Annotated in this window: 20 protein-coding genes; 6 read left to right on the forward strand and 14 right to left on the reverse strand. The window is 71.2% G+C overall.

Annotation, left to right across the window (positions count from 1 at the left end; genetic code table 11):
• Complete coding sequence (gene glpK / locus P4R38_RS01135) at positions 1-1,512, forward strand: glycerol kinase GlpK (RefSeq protein WP_277190624.1); 1,512 nt, start codon at positions 1-3, stop codon at positions 1,510-1,512.
• A gap of 81 nt (positions 1,513-1,593) precedes the next feature.
• On the opposite strand, the gene P4R38_RS01140 is transcribed toward glpK, so the two are convergent.
• The 11 genes from P4R38_RS01140 to P4R38_RS01190 all read right to left on the reverse strand — a co-directional run bounded on the left by P4R38_RS01140 (position 1,594) and on the right by P4R38_RS01190 (position 15,130).
• Positions 1,594-2,427 carry a hypothetical protein gene (locus P4R38_RS01140; protein WP_277190626.1) on the reverse strand — a complete coding sequence of 278 codons (834 nt, stop codon included), beginning with the start codon at positions 2,425-2,427 and terminating at the stop codon, positions 1,594-1,596.
• 190 nt (positions 2,428-2,617) lie between these two features.
• On the reverse strand, positions 2,618-3,571 hold the full coding sequence (locus tag P4R38_RS01145; protein ID WP_277190627.1) for a hypothetical protein: 954 nt from the start codon (positions 3,569-3,571) through the stop codon (positions 2,618-2,620).
• Entirely contained in the window at positions 3,568-4,068 is a 501-nt protein-coding gene (locus tag P4R38_RS01150; protein WP_275237157.1) for a SigE family RNA polymerase sigma factor, read from the reverse strand. Before P4R38_RS01150 ends, P4R38_RS01145 begins: the two co-directional genes overlap by 4 nt.
• Before the next feature lie 270 nt (positions 4,069-4,338).
• Entirely contained in the window at positions 4,339-6,165 is a 1,827-nt protein-coding gene (locus tag P4R38_RS01155; protein WP_277190628.1) for a phosphoenolpyruvate carboxykinase (GTP), read from the reverse strand.
• A 382-nt stretch (positions 6,166-6,547) separates the two neighbouring features.
• Positions 6,548-7,573 carry an SAM-dependent methyltransferase gene (locus P4R38_RS01160; RefSeq protein WP_275237160.1) on the reverse strand — a complete coding sequence of 342 codons (1,026 nt, stop codon included), beginning with the start codon at positions 7,571-7,573 and terminating at the stop codon, positions 6,548-6,550.
• A 13-nt stretch (positions 7,574-7,586) separates the two neighbouring features.
• The gene (locus P4R38_RS01165) at positions 7,587-8,411 is read right to left on the reverse strand and encodes a TrmH family RNA methyltransferase (protein ID WP_277190630.1); all 825 of its coding nucleotides are present in this window, start codon (positions 8,409-8,411) and stop codon (positions 7,587-7,589) included.
• A 123-nt stretch (positions 8,412-8,534) separates the two neighbouring features.
• Complete coding sequence (locus P4R38_RS01170; RefSeq protein WP_277190631.1) at positions 8,535-8,915, reverse strand: hypothetical protein; 381 nt, start codon at positions 8,913-8,915, stop codon at positions 8,535-8,537.
• A 213-nt stretch (positions 8,916-9,128) separates the two neighbouring features.
• Complete coding sequence (gene guaD, locus P4R38_RS01175) at positions 9,129-10,421, reverse strand: guanine deaminase (RefSeq protein ID WP_277190632.1); 1,293 nt, start codon at positions 10,419-10,421, stop codon at positions 9,129-9,131.
• A complete protein-coding gene (gene xdhC / locus P4R38_RS01180) occupies positions 10,418-11,236 on the reverse strand; it encodes a xanthine dehydrogenase accessory protein XdhC (protein WP_277190634.1) in 819 nt (272 codons plus the stop codon). Before xdhC ends, guaD begins: the two co-directional genes overlap by 4 nt.
• Position 11,237: 1 nt before the next feature.
• On the reverse strand, positions 11,238-13,685 hold the full coding sequence (gene xdhB / locus P4R38_RS01185; protein ID WP_277190635.1) for a xanthine dehydrogenase molybdopterin binding subunit: 2,448 nt from the start codon (positions 13,683-13,685) through the stop codon (positions 11,238-11,240).
• On the reverse strand, positions 13,682-15,130 hold the full coding sequence (locus P4R38_RS01190) for a xanthine dehydrogenase small subunit (RefSeq protein WP_277190636.1): 1,449 nt from the start codon (positions 15,128-15,130) through the stop codon (positions 13,682-13,684). The genes xdhB and P4R38_RS01190 overlap by 4 nt, the downstream gene beginning before the upstream one ends.
• Before the next feature lie 199 nt (positions 15,131-15,329).
• Between P4R38_RS01190 and P4R38_RS01195 the strand changes: the two genes are divergently transcribed.
• Complete coding sequence (locus P4R38_RS01195) at positions 15,330-15,911, forward strand: dihydrofolate reductase family protein (RefSeq protein WP_277190637.1); 582 nt, start codon at positions 15,330-15,332, stop codon at positions 15,909-15,911.
• Positions 15,912-16,132: 221 nt separating this feature from the next.
• On the opposite strand, the gene P4R38_RS01200 is transcribed toward P4R38_RS01195, so the two are convergent.
• Both P4R38_RS01200 and allB read right to left on the reverse strand, forming a co-directional pair.
• On the reverse strand, positions 16,133-16,969 hold the full coding sequence (locus tag P4R38_RS01200) for a bifunctional allantoicase/(S)-ureidoglycine aminohydrolase (RefSeq protein WP_277190639.1): 837 nt from the start codon (positions 16,967-16,969) through the stop codon (positions 16,133-16,135).
• Entirely contained in the window at positions 16,969-18,291 is a 1,323-nt protein-coding gene (allB, locus tag P4R38_RS01205) for an allantoinase AllB (RefSeq protein WP_277190641.1), read from the reverse strand. The genes P4R38_RS01200 and allB overlap by 1 nt, the downstream gene beginning before the upstream one ends.
• Positions 18,292-18,491: 200 nt before the next feature.
• Between allB and P4R38_RS01210 the strand changes: the two genes are divergently transcribed.
• A complete protein-coding gene (locus P4R38_RS01210) occupies positions 18,492-19,145 on the forward strand; it encodes a CatA-like O-acetyltransferase (protein WP_277190642.1) in 654 nt (217 codons plus the stop codon).
• 452 nt (positions 19,146-19,597) lie between these two features.
• Here the strand turns inward: P4R38_RS01210 and P4R38_RS01215 are convergent, their stop codons facing one another.
• Entirely contained in the window at positions 19,598-20,851 is a 1,254-nt protein-coding gene (locus P4R38_RS01215; RefSeq protein WP_277190644.1) for a DUF6986 family protein, read from the reverse strand.
• A gap of 93 nt (positions 20,852-20,944) precedes the next feature.
• Here P4R38_RS01215 and uraD point away from each other — a divergent pair, with 93 nt between their 5' ends.
• From uraD to pucL, 3 genes are read left to right on the forward strand one after another with little or no spacing between them, the layout of a single operon-like run.
• A complete protein-coding gene (gene uraD, locus P4R38_RS01220; RefSeq protein ID WP_277190646.1) occupies positions 20,945-21,451 on the forward strand; it encodes a 2-oxo-4-hydroxy-4-carboxy-5-ureidoimidazoline decarboxylase in 507 nt (168 codons plus the stop codon).
• On the forward strand, positions 21,448-21,777 hold the full coding sequence (gene uraH, locus P4R38_RS01225) for a hydroxyisourate hydrolase (RefSeq protein WP_277190647.1): 330 nt from the start codon (positions 21,448-21,450) through the stop codon (positions 21,775-21,777). Before uraD ends, uraH begins: the two co-directional genes overlap by 4 nt.
• Before the next feature lies 1 nt (position 21,778).
• Positions 21,779-22,663: a factor-independent urate hydroxylase gene (gene pucL / locus P4R38_RS01230; RefSeq protein WP_277190648.1), complete on the forward strand. Its 885-nt coding sequence runs from the start codon at positions 21,779-21,781 to the stop codon at positions 22,661-22,663.
• The last annotated feature ends 2 nt before the right edge of the window (positions 22,664-22,665 follow it).

Genomic DNA, 22,665 nt, shown 5'->3' on the forward strand with positions numbered 1-22,665 from the left:
ATGAGCAAGTACATCGCAGCGATCGATCAGGGCACCACGAGCACGCGGTGCATGATCTTCGATCAGTCGGGTGCGGTCGCGTCCGTCGCCCAGATGGAGCACGAGCAGATCTTCCCGAAGGCCGGGTGGGTCGAGCACAACCCCACCGAGGTCTGGGACAACACCCGCAAGGTGACGGCCGAAGCCCTCGCGCAGAAGGACCTCAAGGCGAGCGACATCGCCGCCGTCGGCATCACCAACCAGCGCGAGACCGCGGTGGTCTGGGACAAGACGACGGGCAAGCCGGTCTACAACGCGATCGTCTGGCAGGACACCCGCACCGACCAGATCGTCGAGGAGCTCGGCGGCTCGGAGGGAGCGGAGAAGTACAAGGCCAAGGTCGGCCTGCCGCTGGCCACGTACTTCTCCGGCCCGAAGGTCACCTGGATCCTGGACAACGTCGACGGTGCCCGGGAGAAGGCCGACAAGGGCGACCTGCTCTTCGGCAACATGGACACCTGGGTGCTGTGGAACATGACCGGCGGCACCGACGGCGGTGTCCACGTCACCGACGTGACCAACGCCTCGCGCACGATGCTGATGGATCTGGACACCCTGAAGTGGGACGAGTCCATCGCGGCCGACATGAAGATCCCCATGTCGATGCTGCCGGAGATCCGCTCCTCCTCGGAGGAGTACGGCAAGGTCCGCGAGCGCGGCGTCCTCGCGGGCGTCCCGATCGCCGGCATCCTCGGCGACCAGCAGGCCGCGACGTTCGGACAGGTGTGCTTCGAGACCGGCACGGCGAAGAACACCTACGGCACGGGCAACTTCCTCCTGCTCAACACGGGCGAGGAGAAGGTCATGTCCAAGAACGGCCTGCTGACGACGGTCTGCTACAAGATCGGCGACAACAAGCCGGTCTACGCCCTCGAGGGCTCGATCGCCGTGACCGGGTCGCTCGTGCAGTGGTTGCGCGACAACCTCGGCCTGATCAAGAACGCCCCGGAGGTCGAGGACCTGGCCAAGCAGGTCGAGGACAACGGTGACGTCTACGTCGTCCCGGCGTTCTCGGGCCTGTTCGCCCCGCACTGGCGTTCGGACGCCCGCGGCGTGATCGTCGGCCTCACCCGGTACGCCACCAAGAACCACATCGCCCGGGCGGCGCTCGAGGCCGTGGCGTACCAGAGCAAGGAGGTCGTCGACGCGATGAACGCCGACTCCGGTGTCGACCTCACCGAGCTGAAGGTCGACGGCGGCATGGTCGGCAACGACACCCTGATGCAGTTCCAGGCGGACATCCTGGACGTCCCCGTGATCCGGCCGAAGATCACCGAGACGACGGCGCTCGGGGCGGCGTACGCCGCGGGCCTCGCGGTCGGGTTCTGGAAGGACGAGGACGAGCTGCGCAAGCACTGGGCCGAGGACAAGCGGTGGGAGCCGCAGATGGACGCCAAGGACCGCGACGCGGGCTACGCGAAGTGGAACAAGGCGGTCAAGCGCACCCTGGACTGGACCAAGGGCGACGCCTGACGGACCGGCGCACGACGAAGGCCGGCACCCGATCGGGTGCCGGCCTTCGGCATGTGCGCGGCCTCAGGAGACCGTCGGTGGTCAGCTGATGGTGACGGTGCGGGTCGCCGTCGCGGTGGTCGGACCGTTGTCGCCGCAGTAGCCGACCGTGAAGGTGATCGTGTAGGTGCCGGGCCCCGCGTACATGTTGGTGCCGTGCGGAAACGCGCCACTCATCGGCTCGGTCGACGCAGCGCTGTCGCACGTGGCGGCCCCGCCGTCGGACCCGACCTGCTGGCCGTCGCCGAACGTGATCCGCGTGTAGGTCGGGTCGACACCGCCCGCCGTCGACGGGTGGACGTAGCCGCGGTAGGTGAAGGAGACCGCGACCTGGGGGCTCTCGACCGACACCGACGGCACGATCGACAGGCGCGCCGGTACTTGTGTCGTGGAGGAGCTGGTCGTCGGCTCGGAGGTGGCGCTGGTCGCCTGGCTGCTGGGTGGGACGCTCGTCGCGTGCCGGCTCGCCTCGCTGCTCCGGGTCGGCGGGACGTACCGCGTGCGGGTCCGCGTCCCGGTGCCGGCCGGGGGGAGCGAGCGCGTGATCGACGCCGGCTCCGAGGCGGACGTGGTGCTGGGCGCACTGGTGGCCGCCGTCGTGGCGGTCGAGGGGCGCAGCGACAGCGAGGGCTCGGCGGCGACAGTGGCGCGGCGGTCGACGCCGCCGGTCACCACGAGGGTGCCGACGACCAGCGCCGCCGCGGCGAGGCCGCCACCGGCGATCGCCAGCGTGCGCCACTGACGTGGCCGCTCGGGTCGGCCGCTCAGCAGCCGGCGTACGTCCTGCTCGCGTCGGTGCTCCAGGTCCTGCGGGGTGACCTGCGCAGCACGGGCCTCGAAGGCGTCGCGCAGCAGCTGTTCCAGGTCGGTACTCACGCTGTCCTCATGATCGGGTACATCGGTCGTACCTCCTGGCGGCTTCGCCCCTCCTCGAAGCCGCCAGACAGGTACACATCGAGAGCGCTCGCGGCGCTCCCACGGTTAAGGACGCACATCCACGGGCGAGGTTGTCGCCGGGCGACGGCATCTTCGGAGCGACCCGGTGACGTCCCTCACACGCGGACGGTCAGGAGCCGGGAGTGCTCACGCCGTCAGCGCTGCCCGGCCCGTCGGTCGCCGTGGAGTCGCCGGAGCCGGACCCAGGCGGCACGGCGGACGGCGAGCTGCCGCTCGTCGGCGACGCGGTCGAGGTGGGCTGGTCGGTGGTGTCGACGAAGAGCGAGAAGAGCCCGGCCTCCGACGTGCTGTCCACCGCGGTCGGGACGGAGGCGGCCATGGTGCTGGAGGGCGAGTGGTACCCACCCGCGTCCCGCGGCCAGCCGCCGAGCGCGGTGTTGTTGTCCAGGTAGCGCGTCAGCTGCATGGCGTTGCTGACGCGGATCTGGACGTAGCCGCTCGAGCGGCGCACCACGACGTACGTCAGGTCGGGTGGCATCGGGATGCTGGACATCTCGCCCTGGGCGACGAACTCGGACGGCACCGCCAACGGACCCGAGACGGAGCCGGGCGCTGCCGTGGACGCCACCGTCGGCTGCTCGGCCGTCGGCCGGCTCGTGCCCGTGATCGAGGACGCGGACGTCGGTGGCGGCACGCTCGCCTCGCGGGTGGGGCCGCTCGAGGTCGCGGCAGACCGGGTCGGCTGCGGACGCGACTGACCACCGACGCTGGTGGCCGTCCGTGACGGGGTGGCCGGGGCGGTCCGCGGCGCGGAGCTCTGGCTCGACGGCAGCTGCGGCAGGCCGATCTCGTTGGAGGGGGAGCTCGTGGACGGCTCGCCTGCGAGCTGCGCGGTGCTGTCCGGCTCGTGCGTGACGACGACCGCGCCGACGACCATGGCAGCGGCGGCGAGGCCGGCCGTCGCGACGTACAGGCTCCGGCGCGTCGTGCGCTCAGGAGGCAGCGGGGCGGCGAGGACGCGGCGCAGGTCGCGCTCGCGGTCGGTGTCCAGGTCGTGGGGGGTGACGCGCGAGGCGCTCGCCTCGAAGGCGTCCCGCAGCAGCCGCTCGAGGTCCTCGCTCATGAGCGCCCCTCCTGGAGGTACTGCTGCAGCGTCTTCATCGCCCGACTCGCCTGCGACTTCACGGTGCCGTTGCTGACGCCCATCGTCTCGGCGATCTCGGTCTCGGACAGGCCGGACCAGAACCGCAGGATGAGGACCTCACGCTGCCGCTCGGGCAGCCGGTTGACGGCCTGCAGGACCTCGCGGTGCTCCTCGCTCAGCATCAGCTCGGCGTCGGCGGCAGGGCCGATGTCGGGCTCGGCGACCCGCAGGTGCGCGCGGACCGTACGGCGGCGACGCAGCGCCGAGCGGGACTGGTTGACGACGGCCTGGCGGATGTACCCGAGCGCGGCGCCCGGGTCGCGCAGCTGGTGCTGGCGCCGGTGCAGACCCAGGAACGCGTCCTGCACGACGTCCTCGGCGGAGGCGAGGTCGTCCACCAGAAGGCGGGCCAGTCGAACCATCGAGAGGTGATGAGCGGCGTACAGCGCCGCGAGATCCACCTCGGACTCGGCCACCGAACGCGCTCCTGTCAGATCCACCAGACTCTCCCCGGACGGCCGGGGAGACGCCAACGCCAAGGTTGTCATGATCCGCCCCCCTGATGGGATGTCGCTCGCGTTCGTGATGGTCCCGTCATCAGCACAGACGCCTGGACCGGACCGAGGTTGCATCAGGGAAACAGGTCTTGACCGTTGCCTTACCTGTCACGTACTGCGGTCGGCCCGGCGCTCCGCACAGGAGCGCCGGGCCGGTTACGTCGTTGTCCGTGAACGGACGAGGGGAGTCTACGACTCGCCGAGGCGAGCCTTGAGGGCGTCCAGCTCGACCCGCAGCTGGGTGGGGAGCTGGTCACCGAACTTGGCGAACCACTCCTCGATCTGCGGGATCTCGGCCTTCCACTCCTCGGCGTCGACGGCGAGCGCGGCCTCCAGGGCCTGGTCGCTCATGTCGAGGCCGTCGGTGTCGAGGCTGTCGGCGGTCGGCACGTGACCGATCGGCGTCTCGACCGCGGCCGCCTTGCCCTCGATGCGCTCGATGACCCACTTCAGGACGCGGGAGTTCTCGCCGAAGCCCGGCCACAGGAAGCCGCCCTCGTCGTCACGACGGAACCAGTTGACGTAGAAGATCTTCGGCAGCTTGGTGGCGTCGGCGTCCTTGCCGAGGTTGACCCAGTGCTGGAAGTAGTCACCGGCGTTGTAGCCGATGAACGGCAGCATCGCCATCGGGTCGCGGCGCACCACGCCGACCTGGCCGGTCGCGGCGGCGGTCGTCTCCGAGGAGAGGGTCGCGCCCATGAACGTGCCGTGCAGCCAGTCGCGGGCCTCGGTCACCAGCGGGACCGTCGTCTGGCGGCGGCCACCGAACAGGATCGCCGAGATCGGCACGCCGTTCGGGTCCTCGTACTCGTCGGCCAGGATGTCGCACTGCTCGATCGGGGTGCAGTAGCGGGAGTTCGGGTGGCTGGACAGCTCGTCGCTGTCCGGCGTCCAGTCCTCGCCCTTCCAGGACGTGGCGTGGGCCGGCGTGTTCTCCAGGCCCTCCCACCAGATGTCGTTGTCGTCGGTGAGGGCGACGTTGGTGAAGACCGAGTTGCCCTTGTTGATCGTCTTCATGGCGTTCGGGTTGGTGTGCTCGTTGGTGCCCGGCGCGACTCCGAAGAAACCGAACTCGGGGTTCACCGCGTACAGGCGGCCGTCCTTGCCGAAGCGCATCCAGGCGATGTCGTCACCGAGCGTCTCGACCTTCCAGCCCGGGATGGTCGGCTCGAGCATGGCCAGGTTGGTCTTGCCGCAGGCGCTCGGGAAGGCGGCGGCGACGTAGTAGACCTGCTGCTCGGGCGAGATGAGCTTGAGGATGAGCATGTGCTCGGCCAGCCAGCCCTCGTCGCGCGCCATGACCGAGGCGATGCGCAGCGAGTAGCACTTCTTGCCGAGCAGCGCGTTGCCGCCGTAGCCGGAGCCGTAGGACCAGATCGTGCGCTCCTCGGGGAACTGCACGATGTACTTCTCCGGGTTGCAGGGCCACTTGACGTCCTGCTGGCCCTCCTCGAGCGGCGCGCCGAGGGAGTGCAGCGCGGGGACGTACTTCGCGTCCTCGCCCAGCTCCTCGATGCGGCGCAGGATCTTGGTGCCCGTGCGGGCCATGACGCGCATGGACACGACGACGTACTCGGAGTCGGTGATCTCGACGCCGAACATCGGGCTCTCCGCGTCGAGGTGACCCATGACGAAGGGGATGACGTACATCGTCCGGCCCTTCATGCAGCCGTCGTACAGGCCACGCATGAGGTCCTTCATCTTCTCCGGGGCCATCCAGTTGTTGGTGGGGCCGGAGTCCTTCTCGTCCACCGAGCAGATGAACGTGCGGTCCTCGACCCGCGCCACGTCGCTGGGGTCGGACGCGGCGTAGAAGCTGTTCGGCTTCTTCTCCTCGTTCAGGCGAACGAACGTGCCTGCCTCGACGAGCTTGTCGGTCAGCTCGGTCCACTCCTCGTCCGAGCCGGTCACCCAGTGGATGCGGTCGGGGGTGGTGAGTGCTGCGACCACGTCGACCCAGGCCTGGAGCTTGGCGTGCGAGGTGCCCGTGGTGGCAGGAGCGTCCGTTGCCGTCATGTTTCGCCTGCTTTCGGCGGTGGCCGGCCGGGACCGGCCGAACCGCCCTCGTTGGGGTGGTGCCCGCGTCATCGGGGGCGGTTCACCGACCGTACGCCCGGCGACGAAAGGGCCCCCAATCGCGAGGAGGCCGCCGAATGTGACGCGCGTCACATGTCTAGTGGGTTGTGTTGAGTTGTCCGTTCCGGCCGTCGCGAACCCGACGAGAGCCACGACATTCGGACAATTCCGACCATCTTGTTTCAGCGATCCCGTGCGGGAATGCTTGCGTACGCCGAGCCGTCGCGGACCGTTCGCCTCGCGTCTTTCCGCCTCGGGTGGCGGCCCTCGGTGTGACCCACCGCGACCAGGCCGCCTCGGTGTGACCCACCGCGGGAGGGGGTCAGCGGCGGGTGGCGACGACCGTCAGCTCGTGCCGGTTGTGCTGCAGCTGGCGGATGAACGTCGGCTCGTACGCCTCCTGCAGCGTCTCGAGCGACTCGTCGGTCTGCTTCACCGGGTTGTTCGTCCCGAGCTTGAAGGTGACGACCACCTGACCGCCCGGGCGCAGGAGGTCCGCCGCCTCGACCATCGTGTGCGCGGTGAGGTGGGGGACCATCCGCATGTCGTTGACGATCAGGTCGACCGGGCCCTCGTCGTACGCGGCGATGAACTCGCCCGCGGTCGTGCGGTGGTGCACGACCCGGTCGTCGGCGAGAACCCGCGGGTCCAGCTCGGCCGGGTCGACGGCGTGGACGGTCCCGAAGCCGCGCGACCGCAGGATCCGGGTCCACCCGCCGGGACTCGCACCGAGGTCGACCGCGACGTCACCCTCGGGGGTACCGATGAAGCCGAACAGCTCCTCCAGCTTGAACTCCGCCCGCGACACCTGCTCCTTCCGGGCGGCCAGCCGGATGCGGCCGCCCGCCCAGTCGCACAGCCCGAGCCCGCTGAGGCCGACCCCGGCCGTCGTCCGCTCGGTGCCGACGCACACCGAGACCGTGCGCTCCGCGCCCGAGGTGACGACGCGGACTCCGTTGTCCATCAGCATCTCCAGCAACGGCCGGCGGATCTTGCCCGGCGACCACGGCACCTCGCCGCTGTCCCAGACGTGCAGGCCGACCTCGTCGCCCGGGTCGAGCTCGTCCAGGGCCGCGTCCGCCGCCCACTCGCTCACGCCCTCGGCGTCCAGGTGCTCCAGCCGGGCCGTGGGTGACTCGGCGTCGACCGCGGCCAGGTGCCGGACGAACCGCAGGTCACCGGCGATGCTGGCCTGCGCGACCTCGGCCTGGCCGCCCTCCTTGAGGTGCACGATGCCGGCGTCCTCACCGACCCGGGTCACCTTGCCGACGGGCAGGGTCCGGCGCAGCTCGGCCACCGCAGAGCGGTAGTAGTCGGGCGCCACGGAGAAGAGCACAGGCGTATCCACGTCACCCATCGTGTCAGGCACCCGCGCGGGTCAGACGCTGCCGGTGCGCCTCGTACAGCACGACGGTCGCGGCGGAGGCGGCGTTGAGCGAGGACGCAGAGCCGATCATCGGGATGCTCAGGACGCGGTCGCAGGCATCGCGCCAGGCGGCCGTCATCCCGCGGGTCTCGTTGCCGATGACGACGACGTCGCTGCCGGTGAGGTCGGTCTCGTGCGGTGTCGCGTCGCCGCCCTCGTCGGTGCCGAGGACGGAGACCGTCTCACCACGGTCGCGGCGCCGCGCCACCCAGGTGAGGACGTCGGCGTGGGACCCGACGCGGACGACCGGGACGGCGAAGAACGAACCCGTCGTCGCGCGGACGCACTTGGGGTCGAACGGGTCGGCGGCGTGGCCGGTGACGACCAGGCCCGCCCCGCCCAGCGCGTCGATCGATCGGATCATCGTGCCGATGTTGCCCGGACTGCTCGGCCGGTCGAACACCAGCGTCGGACCGGCGCCGGCCGGGATGCGGGACAGGTCGTCCGGCGGCATCTCGACCACCGCCAGCATCTCGGGGGCGTCCTCGTCCTTCTCGGCGAGCTCCTGCAGCAGCTCGGGCGCGAGGGCGTACCGGTCGGCCGCCGTACGGTCCAGCAGACCCGTCGCCCACTGGGAGAGGCGCGCGCCGTCGACGTACAGGAAGGATCGGATCGTCCAGCCCTGCTCGGCGGCCAGCGTGATCGGGCGGACTCCCTGGACGAGGAACTCACCCGCGCGGGTGCGCTTCGTCCGGTTGGTCAGGAGGGTCTGCCACTGCTGGAAGGTGGCGTTGCGCCTGCTCACCCGGGTCGCTCGCATGGACCAGCACGGTAGTCGGGCGCTGCCCCAGCTGCGTTCGGTGTTCCTGACGCAGTTCGAACTGCGTCATGAGCAGCAATCGCAGTTTGAGCAGCGGGGGGGCGTGGGGCTGTGCGGCGCGGGTCAGACGGTCTCGCCGGGGAGAGGCATCCGGCGTACGCCACCGAGGCGGCGATGGAAGCGCACGTGCCGGCGGTGCCGGTCGAGGATCTGCCACAGCCGCTCGTGCGCCGCCCAGGGCAACGGTTCGTCGCCGTACTGCCAGGTGGGTCCGAAGCTGACCCATACCGGCACCCACTCGGCCGCGCACTCCCAGTCGCCGCGGTGCTTCATCAGCAGATCACGCCGGATCTGGTACGCCCGGCGCGGGCCGTCCTCGCACAGCGGCGCCGTCCGAACCGGCCACAGCCGCAGGTCGTGACTCATCAGCTCGAGCTCGAGGTCGGTGAGGGCGCACGGGTCCACCAGGACGGTGGCGACGTTCTCGTGCGGCTGGCGTCTCACCCTCGGCACGCTAACCCCGTGCCGACCGAAAGTCAGCGGCCAGCCGGTCTTGCCAAATGCCGGTTCCGCATGGCAAGACGGCGCCGCGCCGTGGAGACAACTGCGTCACTCGAATCTGACGCACGTGCACGTCGGTCAGACTGATGTGACTCAGTTGTCTGGCAGGGGCGGGCGTGACCGAGCGGTGCGGCGGGCGGGGCAGGGGCTGGGGAGTCAGGCGGGGACTGGCTTGATGCGGTCGCCGCCGACCCAGACGCCGGCGATGTCCGCGGGCGTACCCAGGGCGAACACCTTGGCGAGGGCGTCCTCGGCGGAGGCCGCGTGCCGGAGCCCGATGTCGAGGGGCGTGCCGCCGGCGGGACGGACCCAGACCGCGTCCAGCTGCTTGCCGACGGAGAGGTCGCCCACCTGGTCGGCGAGCCCGAGAGCGTCGGCCCCGGCGGACGTCGCCAGGTGCAGCAGGTGCGTGGAGGCGAGGGTGAACCCGTCCCCGAGGAGGAGCTGCTGGGCGAAGTACGCCTGCAGACCCTCCTTGAGCAGTGAGAACCCGGTGCCGGCGCCGACGTCCGTGCCGAGCGCGACCCGGACGCCGTGCTCGACGTGCCGCCGCAGCGGGAAGAGGCCGCTGGCCAGCGCGGCGTTGCTGGTGGGGCAGTGCGCGACGGAGGCGTCGTGCGCCGCGAGCACGTGCAGCTCACCGTCGGTCGGGTGGACGTTGTGCGCGAGGACCGTACGGCGTCCGACCAGTCCGTGCCGCTCGTACGTCTCGACGTAGCTGCGTCCGTCGAAAAGCCCTGACACCTGGGCGATCTCGGCATGGTTTTCGTTGACGTGCGCGGTCATCCACACACCGGGGACGTCCTTGACCACCGCGCCGCACGCGTCCAGCACCTCGTCGCTGCACGAGTACGAGAAGCGGGGCGTGACGGCGTACCGCGCGCGGCCGTGGTCGTGCCAGTGCCGCGCGAGCCGCGCCGACTCGTCGTACGCGCGCTCGGGCGTCGTGAGCAGCTCGGGCGGCAGCAGCCGGTCGGACAGCACCAGGCCGGAGGTGATGCGCAGCCCGAGCCCGGCGGCCTGCTCGAACAGCGCATCGACCGCGCCGGCGAAGTGCGAGCCGAAGACCAGAGCGCTCGTCGTCCCGGCGTCGATGAGCCCGGCGAGGAAGTCGGTGACGACGCCGCCCGCGTACGCCGGGTCGGCGAGCCGGACCTCCTCGGGGAGGGCGCAGTGCGTCAGCCACTCCAGCAGGGACATGCCGAGCGCGCCGATGACCCGGACCTGGGGGAGGTGGACGTGGGTGTCGACGAAGCCGGGCAGCAGGACGCCCGCGCGCAGGTCGACGACGTCCTCGTCGGGGTGGTCGGCGCGCACGACCGCGTACGGCCCGCGGGCGGTGATGGTGCCGTCGCGGACGACCAGGCCCGCGTCGGACTCCGCACGCAGCCGACCACCGGTGAACGGGTCGTCCGGGGTGTCCAGGACGGTGCCGCGGTAGAGCGTCACCGCGCGACCTCGGCCGCCGAGTGGGCGATGGACCGCAGCACCTCGGCGGCGACACCGACGGCGATCGTCGCGGGGTCCTTACCGGGCAGCTCGGGCAGACCGATCGGGGTGACGATGCGGGCGAGGGCGTCCTCGGCGTGACCCTCCGCGCGGAGACGAGCGCGGAACCGTGCCCACTTCGCCGACGAGCCGATCAGCCCGATGGTGCCCAGGTGCCCGCAGCGCAGCGCGGCGTCGCACAGCGCGACGTCCTCGGCGTGGTCGTGCGTCATCACGAGGACGTGGCTGCCCGTCGGGACCTCACCGAGAACGATCTCGGGGACGGGAGCGTGGTGGGGTACGACGGTGGCGACGGCGTCGTCGAGGACCGCGAGCCGCGCCGGATCCAGCTGGTCAGCGCGTGAGTCGACCAGGTGCAGCTCCAGCTCGTGCCGGGCGAGGATGCGGGCGAGCTCGAGCCCGACGTGACCCATCCCGAAGATCGCGACCGACGGGCGAACAGCCAGCATCTCCAGGAGAACTCGCACCTCACCGCCGCAGCACTGCACGCCGTGGGACGACGGCGCCCGGTCGCTCAGCGAGACCGTCAGCTGCTCCGGGGCTCCCGGTCCCGCGGCTCCGAGCATCGCGCGCGCCCGGTCGGCGGCGGACTCCTCGAGGTTGCCGCCGCCGATCGTGCCGAGCACCTCGGTCGCGGTGACGACCATCTTGGCCCCGGCGTCGCGCGGTGCGTGACCGCGTACCTCGACCACGGTGACCAGGACGCCCGGCCGGCGTTCCGCGCGGAGCCGGCCGACGGCGGCGTACCAGTCCACGTCACACCCCCGACCGGACGTGCGGCTGCACCCGCTCGGACGACGGCCGCATCGGCTCGGCGCTCGGCGACGGCTGCTCGGGTTCGCGGCCCGGTGAGCCCTCGACGACGTGCGCGCGTTCGTCGTGCTCGGAACGCGCCTGCTCCACCGCCCAGAAGACCGCCTCCGGGGTCGCGGGAGAGGCGAGGTCGACCGACGTACCGGGCGGCCCGAACGCCGCCGCCGCCTCGCGCAGGGCTTCGCGCACGGAGAACGCCAGCATCAGCGGCGGCTCGCCGACGGCCTTGGACCCGTAGACCGCGCCGTCTTCGTGCGCGTGCTCGAGCAGGCTGACGTTGAGCACCTCGGGCATCTCCGACAGGCTCGGCAGCTTGTACGTGCTCGCGGCCTGGGTGGACAGGCGTCCGCGGGTGGGGCCGTCCGAGGTGTCCCAGCGCAGGTCCTCCAGGGTCAGCCAGCCGGCGCCCTGCACGAACCCGCCCTCGATCTGCCCGAGGTCGACCAGCGGGGACAGTGAGTCGCCGACGTCGTGGACTATGTCGACGCGCCGCGTGCGGTACGCGCCGGTGAACCCGTCGACCTCCACCTCGGACGCCGCGACGCCGTAGGCGAAGTACTTGAACGGCGACCCCTGCATGGTGCTGGAGTCCCAGTGCAGACCCTCGGTGCGGTAGAAGCCGGTGGCCGACAGCTGCACTCGCTGGACGTACGCGAGCCGCACCAGCTCGTCCCAGGTCGTCTCGCCGCCACCGAGCCCGGTCACGACGCCGTCCTCGAACCGGACGTCCGCCGCGGGGACACCGAGCTCGCCGGAGGCGACGACCGCGAGCCGGGCGCGGATCTGCTCGCAGGCGTCCTTCACAGCGCCGCCGTTGAGGTCGGCGCCCGAGCTCGCAGCAGTGGCAGAGGTGTTCGGGACCTTGTCGGTGCGTGTGGGCGCGAGACGAACTCGGTTGAGCGGCAGCCCGAGTGCCGTCGCCGCGACCTGGAGCATCTTGGTGTGCAGGCCCTGGCCCATCTCGGTGCCGCCGTGGTTGACCAGCACCGAGCCGTCCTTGTAGACCAGCACGAGCGCGCCCGCCTGGTTGAAGGCGGTGAGGTTGAACGAGATCCCGAACTTGACCGGCGTGACGGCGAGCGCCCGCTTCGCGTGCTCGTGCGTCGCGTTGAACCGCGCGATCTCGGCCCGCCGGACCAGGACGTCGCCGCTGGTGAGCACCTGGTTCCATGCGGTCGCCAGGCGTTCTGGGTGGCGGACCGGCATGCCGTACGGGGTGTCCTGGCCGGCGGTGTAGAAGTTGCGCCAGCGCAGCTCGACCGGGTCGATGCCGAGCAGCGGCGCGCATCGGCCGAGGATGTCTTCGATGACGAGCATCCCCTGCGGGCCGCCGAACCCGCGGAACGCCGTCTGCGAGGTCTTGTGGGTACGGGCGATCCGGCCGTTCACCCGGACGTCCGGGATCCAGTAGGCGTTCTCGACATGGCAGAGCGCCCGGGCCAGGACGGGCTCGGACAGGTCGAGGCTCCAGCCGCCGTCGGAGGTAAGCGTCGCGTCCAGGGCCTCCACGCGTCCGTCGGAGGAGAAGCCGACCCGCCACTGTGCATGGAACCCGTGCCGCTTGCCGGTCATGGTGATGTCGTGAGTTCGGTTGAGCCGCAACCGAACCGGTCGGCCGGTGAGGGTGGCGCCCAGGGCGGCGATCGCGGCGTACCCGTGCGGCTGCATCTCCTTGCCGCCGAAGCCGCCTCCCATCCGTAGGCACTGGACGGTGACGGCGTTCGAGGGCAGATCGAGGACGTGCGCGACGATCTCCTGAGTCTCGGTCGGGTGCTGGGTGCTGCACTGCACGAACACCTGGCCGGACTCGTCGACCTGAGCGATCGAGCAGTGCGTCTCCAGGTAGAAGTGCTCCTGGCCGGCCATCTCGAAGGTGCCGGTGAAGACGTGCGCCGCCCGCGCGATGCCCGCCTCGACGTCGCCGCGCCGGACGGTCGGCTGACCGCCCTGGAAGCTCTCGGCCTCGATCGCCTCGGTGACCGTCACGATCGACGGCAGGGGCTCGTACGTGACTTCGACCGCGGCTGCGCCGACCCGCGCGGCCTCCAACGTCTCGGCGAGCACCCACGCGACCGGGTGGCCGACGTACATCACCTCGGACGGGAAGAGCGGCTCGTCTCCCTTCACTCCAGCATCGTTGATGCCGGGGACGTCCTCGGCCGTCAGCACCCGCACGACGCCGTCCACGTGCAGCGCCGGGGCCGGGTCGAGCCGCGTCACCAGGGCGTGCGCGTGCCCGCCGGTGACGGGGTACGCGTGCAGCACGCCGGCCGTGCGCCCGACCAGGTCGTCGGTGTAGAGCGCCGTGCCAGTCACGTGCAGCGCGGCGCTCTCGTGCGGAATCTCCTGGCCGACAACGGGATTCGTTGGACGTTCGGACAGGGAGCTCATGCCGTCCTCCCCTCGTCGGCAGCGTGGTCGGCGTAGAGGCGGAGGAGCGCGGTGCGCAGCATCGCCTGCCGGTACGCCGCGCTGGCGCGCTGGTCGTCGATGGGAGTGCCCTCGGTGCGCATCACCTCGGCCGCCGCCCGCACGGTCTCCGCGGTCCAGGGCCGTCCCTCGAGGGCGGACTCGGTCGCCCGGGCCCGGATCGGGGTGGCCGCCACGCCGCCCAGCCCGATGCGCGCGCGGCGGACGACGCCGTCCTGCACGTCGAGGGCCAACCCGACGGCCACGCTGGAGATGTCGTCGAAGCGCCGCTTGGCGATCTTGTGGAACGCCGTGATCTCGCTGAGCGGCAACGGGATTCGTACGCTGCGGATCAGCTCGTCGGGTCGGCGGACCGACTCTCGGTAGCCGGTGAAGTAGTGCGCCAGGGCGACCGTGCGCTCGCCGGCGGCGGAGATCAGGACGACCTCCGCGTCCAGCGCCAGCAGCGCCGGCGGGAGGTCGCCGATGGGGGAGCCCGTGCCCAGGTTCCCGCCGATCGTCGCGCCGTTGCGGATGAGCAGGGACGCGAACTGGGGAAAGAGCTCGTCCAGCAGGGGCACCCGCCCGGCGAGGCCGCGCCCGACTTCGCTGAGCGTCAGCGCCGCGCCGATGTCGACGGCGTCGTCGGAGACGTGGAGCTCGCGCAGCTCGGGGAGGCGGTCGAGGGCCACGACCAGGTCGGCGCGCGCGCCGCGCAGGCTGACCTCGACGCCCCAGTCGGTGCACCCGGCGACGGGGACGGCGTCCGGGTGGTCGGCCAGCAGCCCGAGCGCCGTCTGGAGGTCCGTCGGCCGGACGTACGCGCGGTCGCCGTACGTCTGCCACGTCGCGACCGCGAGAGGTGCGGGCTCGGTCGTACGACGGGTGAGCGGGTCGCTCGCGTCGGCCGGACCGAGGGCGTACGCAGCGTCCCTGATCGGGCGGTAACCGGTGCAGCGGCACAGGTTGCCGCTCAGCGCGTGCAGGTCGAAGCCGTTGGGTCCGCGCTCGCGGTCCGGTTCGGGAGCGGGCGAGCGGTCCGGGCGGTAGTACTCCGCGGCCATGCTGCATACGAACCCCGGCGTGCAGTAGCCGCACTGCGAGCCGCCGCGGACGGCCATCTCGTGCTGCACCGGGTGCAGGTCGTCGACGGTGCCCAGGCCCTCAGCAGTGACCACCTCCTGGCCGTCGAGCGAGCCGACCGGGACCAGGCAGGAGTTGATCGCCGTCCAGCGCGTGCCGTCGCCGTCGTCGGGCCGGGCGACCATGACCGAGCAGGCGCCGCACTCACCCTCGGCGCAGCCTTCCTTGGCACCGGTGAGGCCGATCTCGCGCAACCAGTGCAGGACGGTCGTGTGCGGGGGAACGTCTCCGACCGGGCGTACCCGGCCGTTGACCGTGACGGCCACGGCGTCGCTTCGTGCCACGAACGCTCACTCCTCCCGAGCCGGTCCCACGGACCGGTGGTCCGCGGCGGCATGGTTGGGGTGGGCGTCGACAGCCCGACCGGTTGGCCATGCGGAACGACCGGGCTCGCAGTTCTCCCGACTGTACGCCCGGCGCGGTGTCGCAGGACAGGTTTCGCATTCGTGGAGAAGGTGGAGGTCCGAACGAGAGGAGAGAGCGATGCCCAACGTGATGGTCGACTTCATCATTTCCCTGGACGGTTACGCCGCCGCCGACGGCTGGCCGGGGCTCTGGGGGCTGGGAGGTCCGGAGTACCTCGCCTGGCTCGGTTCGAAGGAGGAGAACGAGCACACCGTCCTCATGGGCGCGCGGACGTACCGACTGATGTCCGGGATCGCCGCCGACGCGCCGGATGAAGAGGGTCTCGGTGGCCTGACGGCGGCGCGCAAGCTGGTGTTCTCCTCGACCCTGGACGCGCCGCTGACGTGGGCGAACACCGAACTGATCGATAGCGATGCGGTCGAGGCGGTCACCCGTATGAAGAGCGAGGACGGGCCGGAGCTGCGCACCATCGGCAGTCTCAGCCTGTGCCGCTCGCTGCTGACCGCGGGCTTGGTCGATCGCTTCCGCGTGGTCGTCTTCCCCGTGATCAACGGCGCCACCGGGCGGGAGCGCATCTTCGATGGGTACCCGGACGTGCGGCTGGACCTGGTCCAGCGCCGTACGTTCGACGGCCGGCTCCAGCTGCTGGAGTACGCGCCCACCGTCCTGGACGCACCCCCTGGCGACATCGCTGGTTGAGCCGGCGCCTCCGCTGGTTGAGCCGGGGCCCCCGCTGGTTGAGCCGGGGCCTCCGCTGGTTGAGCCGGGGCCTCCGCTGGTTGAGCCGGGCCGGAGCGCAGCGGAGGGCCGTGTCGAAACCGGGTGAGGCGCGGGGAGAGTCTCCCGGTGCGGCACCTGGTTTCGACTCGGCTCGCCTAGCGGCTCGCCGGCTCAACCGGCGGTGGGCGCGGCTCGCCGGCTCAACCGGCGGTGGGTGCGGGGGCTGGAGGAAGCGCGGCGTGGCGGTTGACGTCCTTGTAGAGGAGGTAGCGGAACCGACCGGGGCCGCCGGCGTAGCAGGCCTGCGGGCAGAACGCGCGCAGCCACATGAAGTCGCCCGCCTGGACCTCCACCCAGTCGCGGTTCAGCAGGTAGACCGCCTTGCCCTCGAGCACGTACAGCCCGTGCTCCATGACGTGCGTCTCCGGGAACGGGATCGCGCCGCCCGGCGCGAACGTGACGATGTTGACGTGCATGTCGTGCCGCAGATCCTCGACGTCGACGAACCGCGTCGTGGTCCAGGCGCCGTCGGTGTCGGGCATCGGGACGGCCTCGACGTCGCGTTCGCGCGTGACGAAGGCAGCCGGCGCGTCCAGCCCGTCGACCGGCTCGTAGCGCTTGCGGATCCAATGGAACGTCGCGGTGGCGTCCGAGGTGCTGCGCAGCGTCCAGGCGACGCCCGGCGGCAGGAAGGCGTACGACCCCGGCGTCAGGTCGTGCGACCGGCCGTCGAGGGTGAGTACGAGCGCCCCGTCGACGACGAACAGCACCGCCTCAGCGTTGGGGTCGCTCTCCGGGCGGTCGCTGCCGCCGCCGGGAGAGACCTCGACGACGTACTGCGAGAACGTCTCGGCGAACCCGGACAGCGGCCGCGCGAGCACCCACAGCCGGGTCGTGTCCCAGTGCGGCAGGCGACTCGCGGTGATGTCGCTCATCGTGCGGCGCGGCAGCACGGCGTACGCCTCGGTGAACACCGCCCGGTCGGTGGTGAGCTCGGTCTGGGCGGGCAGGCCGCCGCGCGGCACGTAGTCGGGCATCAGGAGTCTCCTCGTCGCAGCAGCCGCCCCAGCGGGCGCTCGGTCGTCGCCAGCACACCGCGTAGCCAGGTGCGCCGGGCGACGCCGGTCAGGGTGACGCCCTCGTACGCGGTGACCTTGTTCTTGTGCTCCAGCCGGGCGGCCTCGACCACGAACGACTCCTCCGGGGCGAACGCGACCAGGTCGGCGTGGCGTCCGACCCCGATGGCTCCCTTGGACTCCAGGCCGACGAGCGCGGCGGGACGTTCGCTCATCCACCGGGTCACGTCGGCGAGGGTGTGACCGCGTCGGGCCGCCTCGGTCCAGACGGCGGACAGGGCGAGCTGCACGGACGCGACGCCGCCCCAGGCGGTGCCGAAGTCGGGCGTCTTCAGGTCGGTCGTGCACGGCGAGTGGTCGCTCACCACGCAGTCGATCGTCCCGTCCGCAATGGCCTCCCACAGCCGAGTTCGATTGACATCACTGCGGATCGGCGGACAGCACTTGTGCGTCGTGGACCCGTCGGCGATGGTCTCGGCCGCGAACGACAGGTAGTGGGGGCAGGTCTCGACGGTGATCGGCAGGCCCTCGGCCTTGGCTGCTCGGATGGCGGGCAGGGCCTGCGCGCTGGACAGGTGCAGGATGTGCGCGCGGCCGCCCGACCGGCGTACGGCGTCGATGACCCGCTCGATCGCGGTCACCTCGGACGCGTCCGGCCGCGAGGCGACGAAACCCTCGTACGTCGAGCCGGTCGCCTCGGTGACGGAGCCCGCGTCCTCGGCATGGACGATCATCAGCGCGCCGATCAGCGCCGTACGCCGCAGGTACTGGTCGAGCTCGGCGGGGAAGAGCGGCGGGAACTCGGGGACGCCCGAGTCGATGAGGAAGCACTTGAAGCCGAAGACGCCCTCGTCGTGCAGCGGCAGCAGGTCCTCGAGGTTGCCTGGCACCGCGCCGCCCCAGAAGCCGACGTCGACGAAGCACTCGCCGTCGGCGGCTGCGCGCTTGATGTCCAGCGCCTCGACCGTCGTCGTCGGCGGAAGGCTGTTCAGCGGCATGTCGACGATGGTGGTGGTGCCGCCCTTGAGCGCGGCGCGCGTCGCCGTCTCGAAGCCCTCCCAGTGCGTGCGGCCGGGCTCGTTGACGTGGACGTGGGTGTCGACCATGCCGGGCAGCAGTACCTCGTCCTGGGCAAGCCGTACGTCCTCGGCGGCGGACCAGTCGGCGTCCACGGGGCCGATCGCCACGACCTCGCCGTCGCGCACGCCGACCGCGGCGGGCCGCTCGGCGCCGTCCACGACCGCGCGCTCGGCCCGCACGACGAGATCCAGGGGCTGCTCCACCCGGCCATCCTCACACCCGACGCCCTGCCCGTCGGCGAAAGTTGGCGGTCGGCACAGCCATGCGTGTGCCGGCGGTCACGTTTTGCCGGTGGTCCGGCAAAGGTTGGTGAGTGGCACAGCCATGAGTGTGCCGGCGGTCAAGTTTTGCCGGTGGGGGAAAGGGTTGGGCGCTGGGGCCGGTCGCGGGTGAGACTCGGGCGATGAGCACGCTGCGACCGATCGACCTGGAGACGTGGCCGCGCCGGGGGTGGTTCGAGCACTACACCCGGCGGACGCGGTGCACCTACGCGATGACCGTCGAGCTGGACGCGACCACGCTGAGGGCAGCCCTGCGGACGACCGGCAGGCGCACGTACGCCGCGCACGTCTGGGCGCTCGCGACCGTGATCAACCGGCACGACGAGCTGCGTATGGACCTCGGCCCGGACGGGAAGCCCGGGGTCTGGGACGTGCTGCACCCGGCGTTCACCGTCTTCAACCCGGCCAGCGAGACGTTCGCGTGCGTGTGGACGGCGTACGACCCGGACTTCGGGGTGTTCCACGACCGGATGATCGACGTGGCGGCGCGCCACCGGGACGCGGTGGAGCTTTTCCCGCAGGACGACCTGCCGGGCAGCACCTTCGACGTGTCGAGCGTGCCGTGGACGTCGTTCACCGGGTTCACCCTGAACATCGAGGGCGGCGCGAACCACCTGCGCCCGATCCTCACTCTCGGCCGGTACGTCGACCGTGGAGACCGCACACTGCTGCCACTGGCCGTCCAGCTGCACCATGCGGTGGCGGACGGGTTCCACGCCGCGCGCCTGGTGAACGAGGTCCAAGAGCTTTTCGACGACCCCACCTGGCTCGCCTGACCGGCGCGTCCTTCGTCGGTCGAGTAGCCGGAGCCTGCGGAGGCGTACCGAGACCTGGTGAGCGCGGTTGCGGGGTCTCGGTACGGGCCTCACTTCGTTCGCCCTCCTCGACCGGCGGTCATCTCGTTGGTTGAGCCGGTCCGAGGCGTTAGCCGAGGGGCGTGTCGAAACCTGGTGACGTACGGGGAGAGTCAGCGTCCGCGGTGGCGGTGGTTTCGACACGGTCTCGCCCAGCGGCTCGCCCGGCTCAACCAGCGGAGCGGCTGCTGTACTCGACCGGCGGTCATCCCGTTGGTTGAGCCGGGCCGGAGCGTTAGCGGAGGTCCGTGTCGAAACCCGGTGACATCTCGGGAGACTCGGGCGGACGGCTCGCCTGGTTTCGACTCGGACTCGCCTAGCGGCTCGTCCGGCTCAACCAGCGGTGGTGGGGCTCAATCAGCGGTGGTGGGGGCTCAGCCGGTGGTCGTGAGGGCGAGGAGGGTGGGCTCGTCGAGGTCGGCCAGCCGGCTCACCTCGTCCAGGTCGAGGGCGCCGCAGCGGACGCCGCGCAGCAGCGAGGACGCCAGCATCCGGGCGGTCGCGGGCTCGTCGGCGATGCCGCTCTCGACGCGCCCGACGTACGCCCGCAGCCGGGCCGCCGCGTCCAGCAGCGCGCGCCGATGGAAGAGATACGTCGCGAGGTACCGGGTCGGCAGGTGGCCGGGGTGCAGGTCCCAGCCCTGGTAGATGCCGCGTACGAGTGAGCGGGTCACCAGCCGGTGGTGCAGCGCCCACGTCGCGTGCGCCTCGGCCTCAGACCCGAACGCCACGACGTTGGTCGACCCGTCGGCCACCCGTACGCCGGTCTGCGCGGCGGCGACCTGCATGACCGCCTTCGCGTGATCGGCAACCGGGTGGTCGAGCGACTGGTAGGCCGCCGCGATGCCGAGCCCCGCGCTGTAGTCGTACGTCCCGTAGTGCAGGCCGGCGCAACGCCCGTCAGCCGCATCGATCATGGCCGCGACCGGCGCGGTGCCGTCCACGCCCATGACCGCTTGTGCCGTCTCGACCTGAATCTCGAAACCCACGCTGTCAGAGGCGATTCCGAGTGCGGACTCGATCGTCGAGCACGCCGATGCCATGGCGGCGACCTGCTCCACGGAGGTCACCTTGGGCAGGGTCACGACGAGGCCGTCCGGCAGCCGCGGGCCGTCGACCAGACCGGAGAGGAACGCCACGAGCGTCCGGACGCCCCGAGCCCGCGTCGGCGCCTCGAACGACTTGAACCGGATGCCGAACCATGCAGGACGCCCGTCCATCGATCGCAGCGCCGCCACCGTGGCCGCCACGTCCGCGTCCTCGACGTCGTCAGGTCGCCCGCCGTACCCGTCCTCGAAGTCGACCCGCAGGTTCTCGATCGGCTCGGTGGCCAGCTTCGCGCGCACCCGCTCGTACACCGCCTCGACGTCCGCGACCGGCTCACCGACCGCAGCCGCCAGGGTCGCGGATGTGGGTGCGTACGAAGCGAGCAGGTCCAGTGCCGACGCGCCCCACCGACGTACGGCGTCGACGTCGAACCGGTCCGCCGGAATGTACGCCGTGTGCACCGGCTGGCGGTCGACGCGATCGCCCGGGTACCGCTCCGCCAGCCGGGCGTCCCAGTCGGACAGCCGCCTGTCGAGCGCCGCGGTGAGCGAGCGCGTCAGGTCCTCGACGGACTCGGGCACGGGCACCTCCGCACGACATCGGTGTGTCACACCGCGCGGAGACGCACGCGGTGTGACACACCGTACGGGTGCGCGGGTGGGAGAGGATGACGCATGGCCGACTCGCTGCCGCTGGACGTCCTCAACACGGCACGGCAGGACGACGTCGCGTCCGCCCTGCTCAGCTGCTGCGCCGCGACGGCCTGGGTCGAGGCCGTGCTCGCCGCGCGCCCGTACGCCGACCGCGGCGCTCTGCTCGCCCGTTCGGACGAGGTCTTCGCCAAACTCGCGACCGCCGACGTGGACGCCGCGCTCGCCGGCCACCCGCGCATCGGCGAACGTGCGACCGGGCAGGGCCGTGACGCGCGGTGGTCGCGGCAGGAGCAGGCGTCCGTCAGCGACGCGGACGCGGACATCCAGGTGCGGCTCCGAGAGGGCAACGTCGCGTACGAGCGCCGCTTCGACCGGGTCTTCCTGATCCGCGCCGCCGGACGCAGCCCGCAGGAGATGCTGGACGAGCTGACCCGACGCCTCGGGAACGATGCCGACACCGAGGCGGCCGAGGTCCGTGAGCAGCTGCGACAGATCACCCGCTTGCGACTGGAGGCATTGCTGACATGAGCTCGCTCTCGACGCACGTCCTCGACGCGGTGCACGGTGCGCCCGCCGCCGGCGTACCCGTCGTCCTGTACGCCCAGCGCGACGGCGCGTGGCAGACCTCAGGGTCGGGCACGACCGACGCCGACGGGCGGATCGCGGAGCTGGCCGGCGACCTCAGCCAGGGCACCTACCGCGTCGTCTTCGAGACGGCGACGTACTTCGTCGCCTCGGGCACGACTGCGTTCTACCCGGAGGTGGTGGTGACGTTCGTCGTCGAGGAGGAGCGACACGTCCACGTGCCGCTGCTGCTGAGCCCGTTCGCGTACTCGACCTACCGAGGGAGCTGACATGGCGTACGTCCTGGGCCACCACCAGTACGGCAAGGCCGAGGTGCGGGTCGTGCGCGTCTACCGCGACACCGACCCGCACGAGCTGGTCGACTACAACGTCAGCGTCGCTCTCCAGGGCGACTTCGCGGACGCGCACATCGAGGGCGACCAGGCGAAGATCCTCACCACCGACGCCTGCAAGAACACCGTCAACGCGTTCGCGAAGGAGCACGGCGACGCGGCCCGGCAGCCCGAGACGTTCGCGCTCGTCCTCGCCCGCCACTTCGTCCGCGACGTGCCTCAGGTGAGCCAGGCCCGCGTGCAGATCGAGGCGTACCCGTGGGACCGCGCGCACGGCACGCCGCACGGCTTCGTCCGCCGCGGCGACCACGTCCGTACGACGACCGTCACCGTCCGCGGCGACGACGAGACCGTGGTGTCGGGCCTGCGCGGGCTGACCGTGCTGAAGACGACCGACTCGGAGTTCCACGGCTTCTACGAGGACCGGTACACCACGCTCAAACCGACGAACGACCGGATCATGGCGACGGAGATCCAGGCGCAGTGGTTGCACTCGGTGACCGAGACCGGTTGGGAAGCAAGCTTTTCCGCGGTGAAGACCGCGATCACCCACAGCTTCGCGAACGCGTACTCCTACGCGTTGCAGCACACGCTGTGGGAGATGGGCCAGGCCGTCCTCGACGCCGCGCCGACCGTGAGCGAGATTCGCTTCTCCTGCCCGAACAAGCACCACTTCGTCGTCGACCTCAGCCCCTTCGGGCTGGAGAACCCGAACGAGGTGTTCCACGCCGACGACCGCCCGTACGGGCTGATCGAGGCGAGCGTGCTGCGCGCGGAGGGCCCCGGTCGCAGCGACGCGTTCGACCCTGGTCAGGCCTGGTGAGG

This window comes from Luteipulveratus flavus, assembly GCF_029439465.1.
GTDB lineage: Bacteria > Actinomycetota > Actinomycetes > Actinomycetales > Dermatophilaceae > Luteipulveratus > Luteipulveratus flavus.

Bases quoted from the DNA above. Each gene is read 5' to 3' on its own strand.
- glpK (WP_277190624.1), top strand. From the start codon at position 1: ATGAGCAAGTACATCGCAGCGATCGATCAGGGCACCACGAGCACGCGG.
- P4R38_RS01145 (WP_277190627.1), bottom strand. From the start codon at position 3,571: ATGAGCGAGGACCTCGAGCGGCTGCTGCGGGACGCCTTCGAGGCGAGC.
- P4R38_RS01155 (WP_277190628.1), bottom strand. From the start codon at position 6,165: ATGACGGCAACGGACGCTCCTGCCACCACGGGCACCTCGCACGCCAAG.
- P4R38_RS01165 (WP_277190630.1), bottom strand. From the start codon at position 8,411: ATGCGAGCGACCCGGGTGAGCAGGCGCAACGCCACCTTCCAGCAGTGG.
- xdhB (WP_277190635.1), bottom strand. From the start codon at position 13,685: ATGAGCTCCCTGTCCGAACGTCCAACGAATCCCGTTGTCGGCCAGGAG.
- P4R38_RS01195 (WP_277190637.1), top strand. From the start codon at position 15,330: ATGCCCAACGTGATGGTCGACTTCATCATTTCCCTGGACGGTTACGCC.
- P4R38_RS01200 (WP_277190639.1), bottom strand. From the start codon at position 16,969: ATGCCCGACTACGTGCCGCGCGGCGGCCTGCCCGCCCAGACCGAGCTC.
- P4R38_RS01210 (WP_277190642.1), top strand. From the start codon at position 18,492: ATGAGCACGCTGCGACCGATCGACCTGGAGACGTGGCCGCGCCGGGGG.
- uraD (WP_277190646.1), top strand. From the start codon at position 20,945: ATGGCCGACTCGCTGCCGCTGGACGTCCTCAACACGGCACGGCAGGAC.
- uraH (WP_277190647.1), top strand. From the start codon at position 21,448: ATGAGCTCGCTCTCGACGCACGTCCTCGACGCGGTGCACGGTGCGCCC.
- pucL (WP_277190648.1), top strand. From the start codon at position 21,779: ATGGCGTACGTCCTGGGCCACCACCAGTACGGCAAGGCCGAGGTGCGG.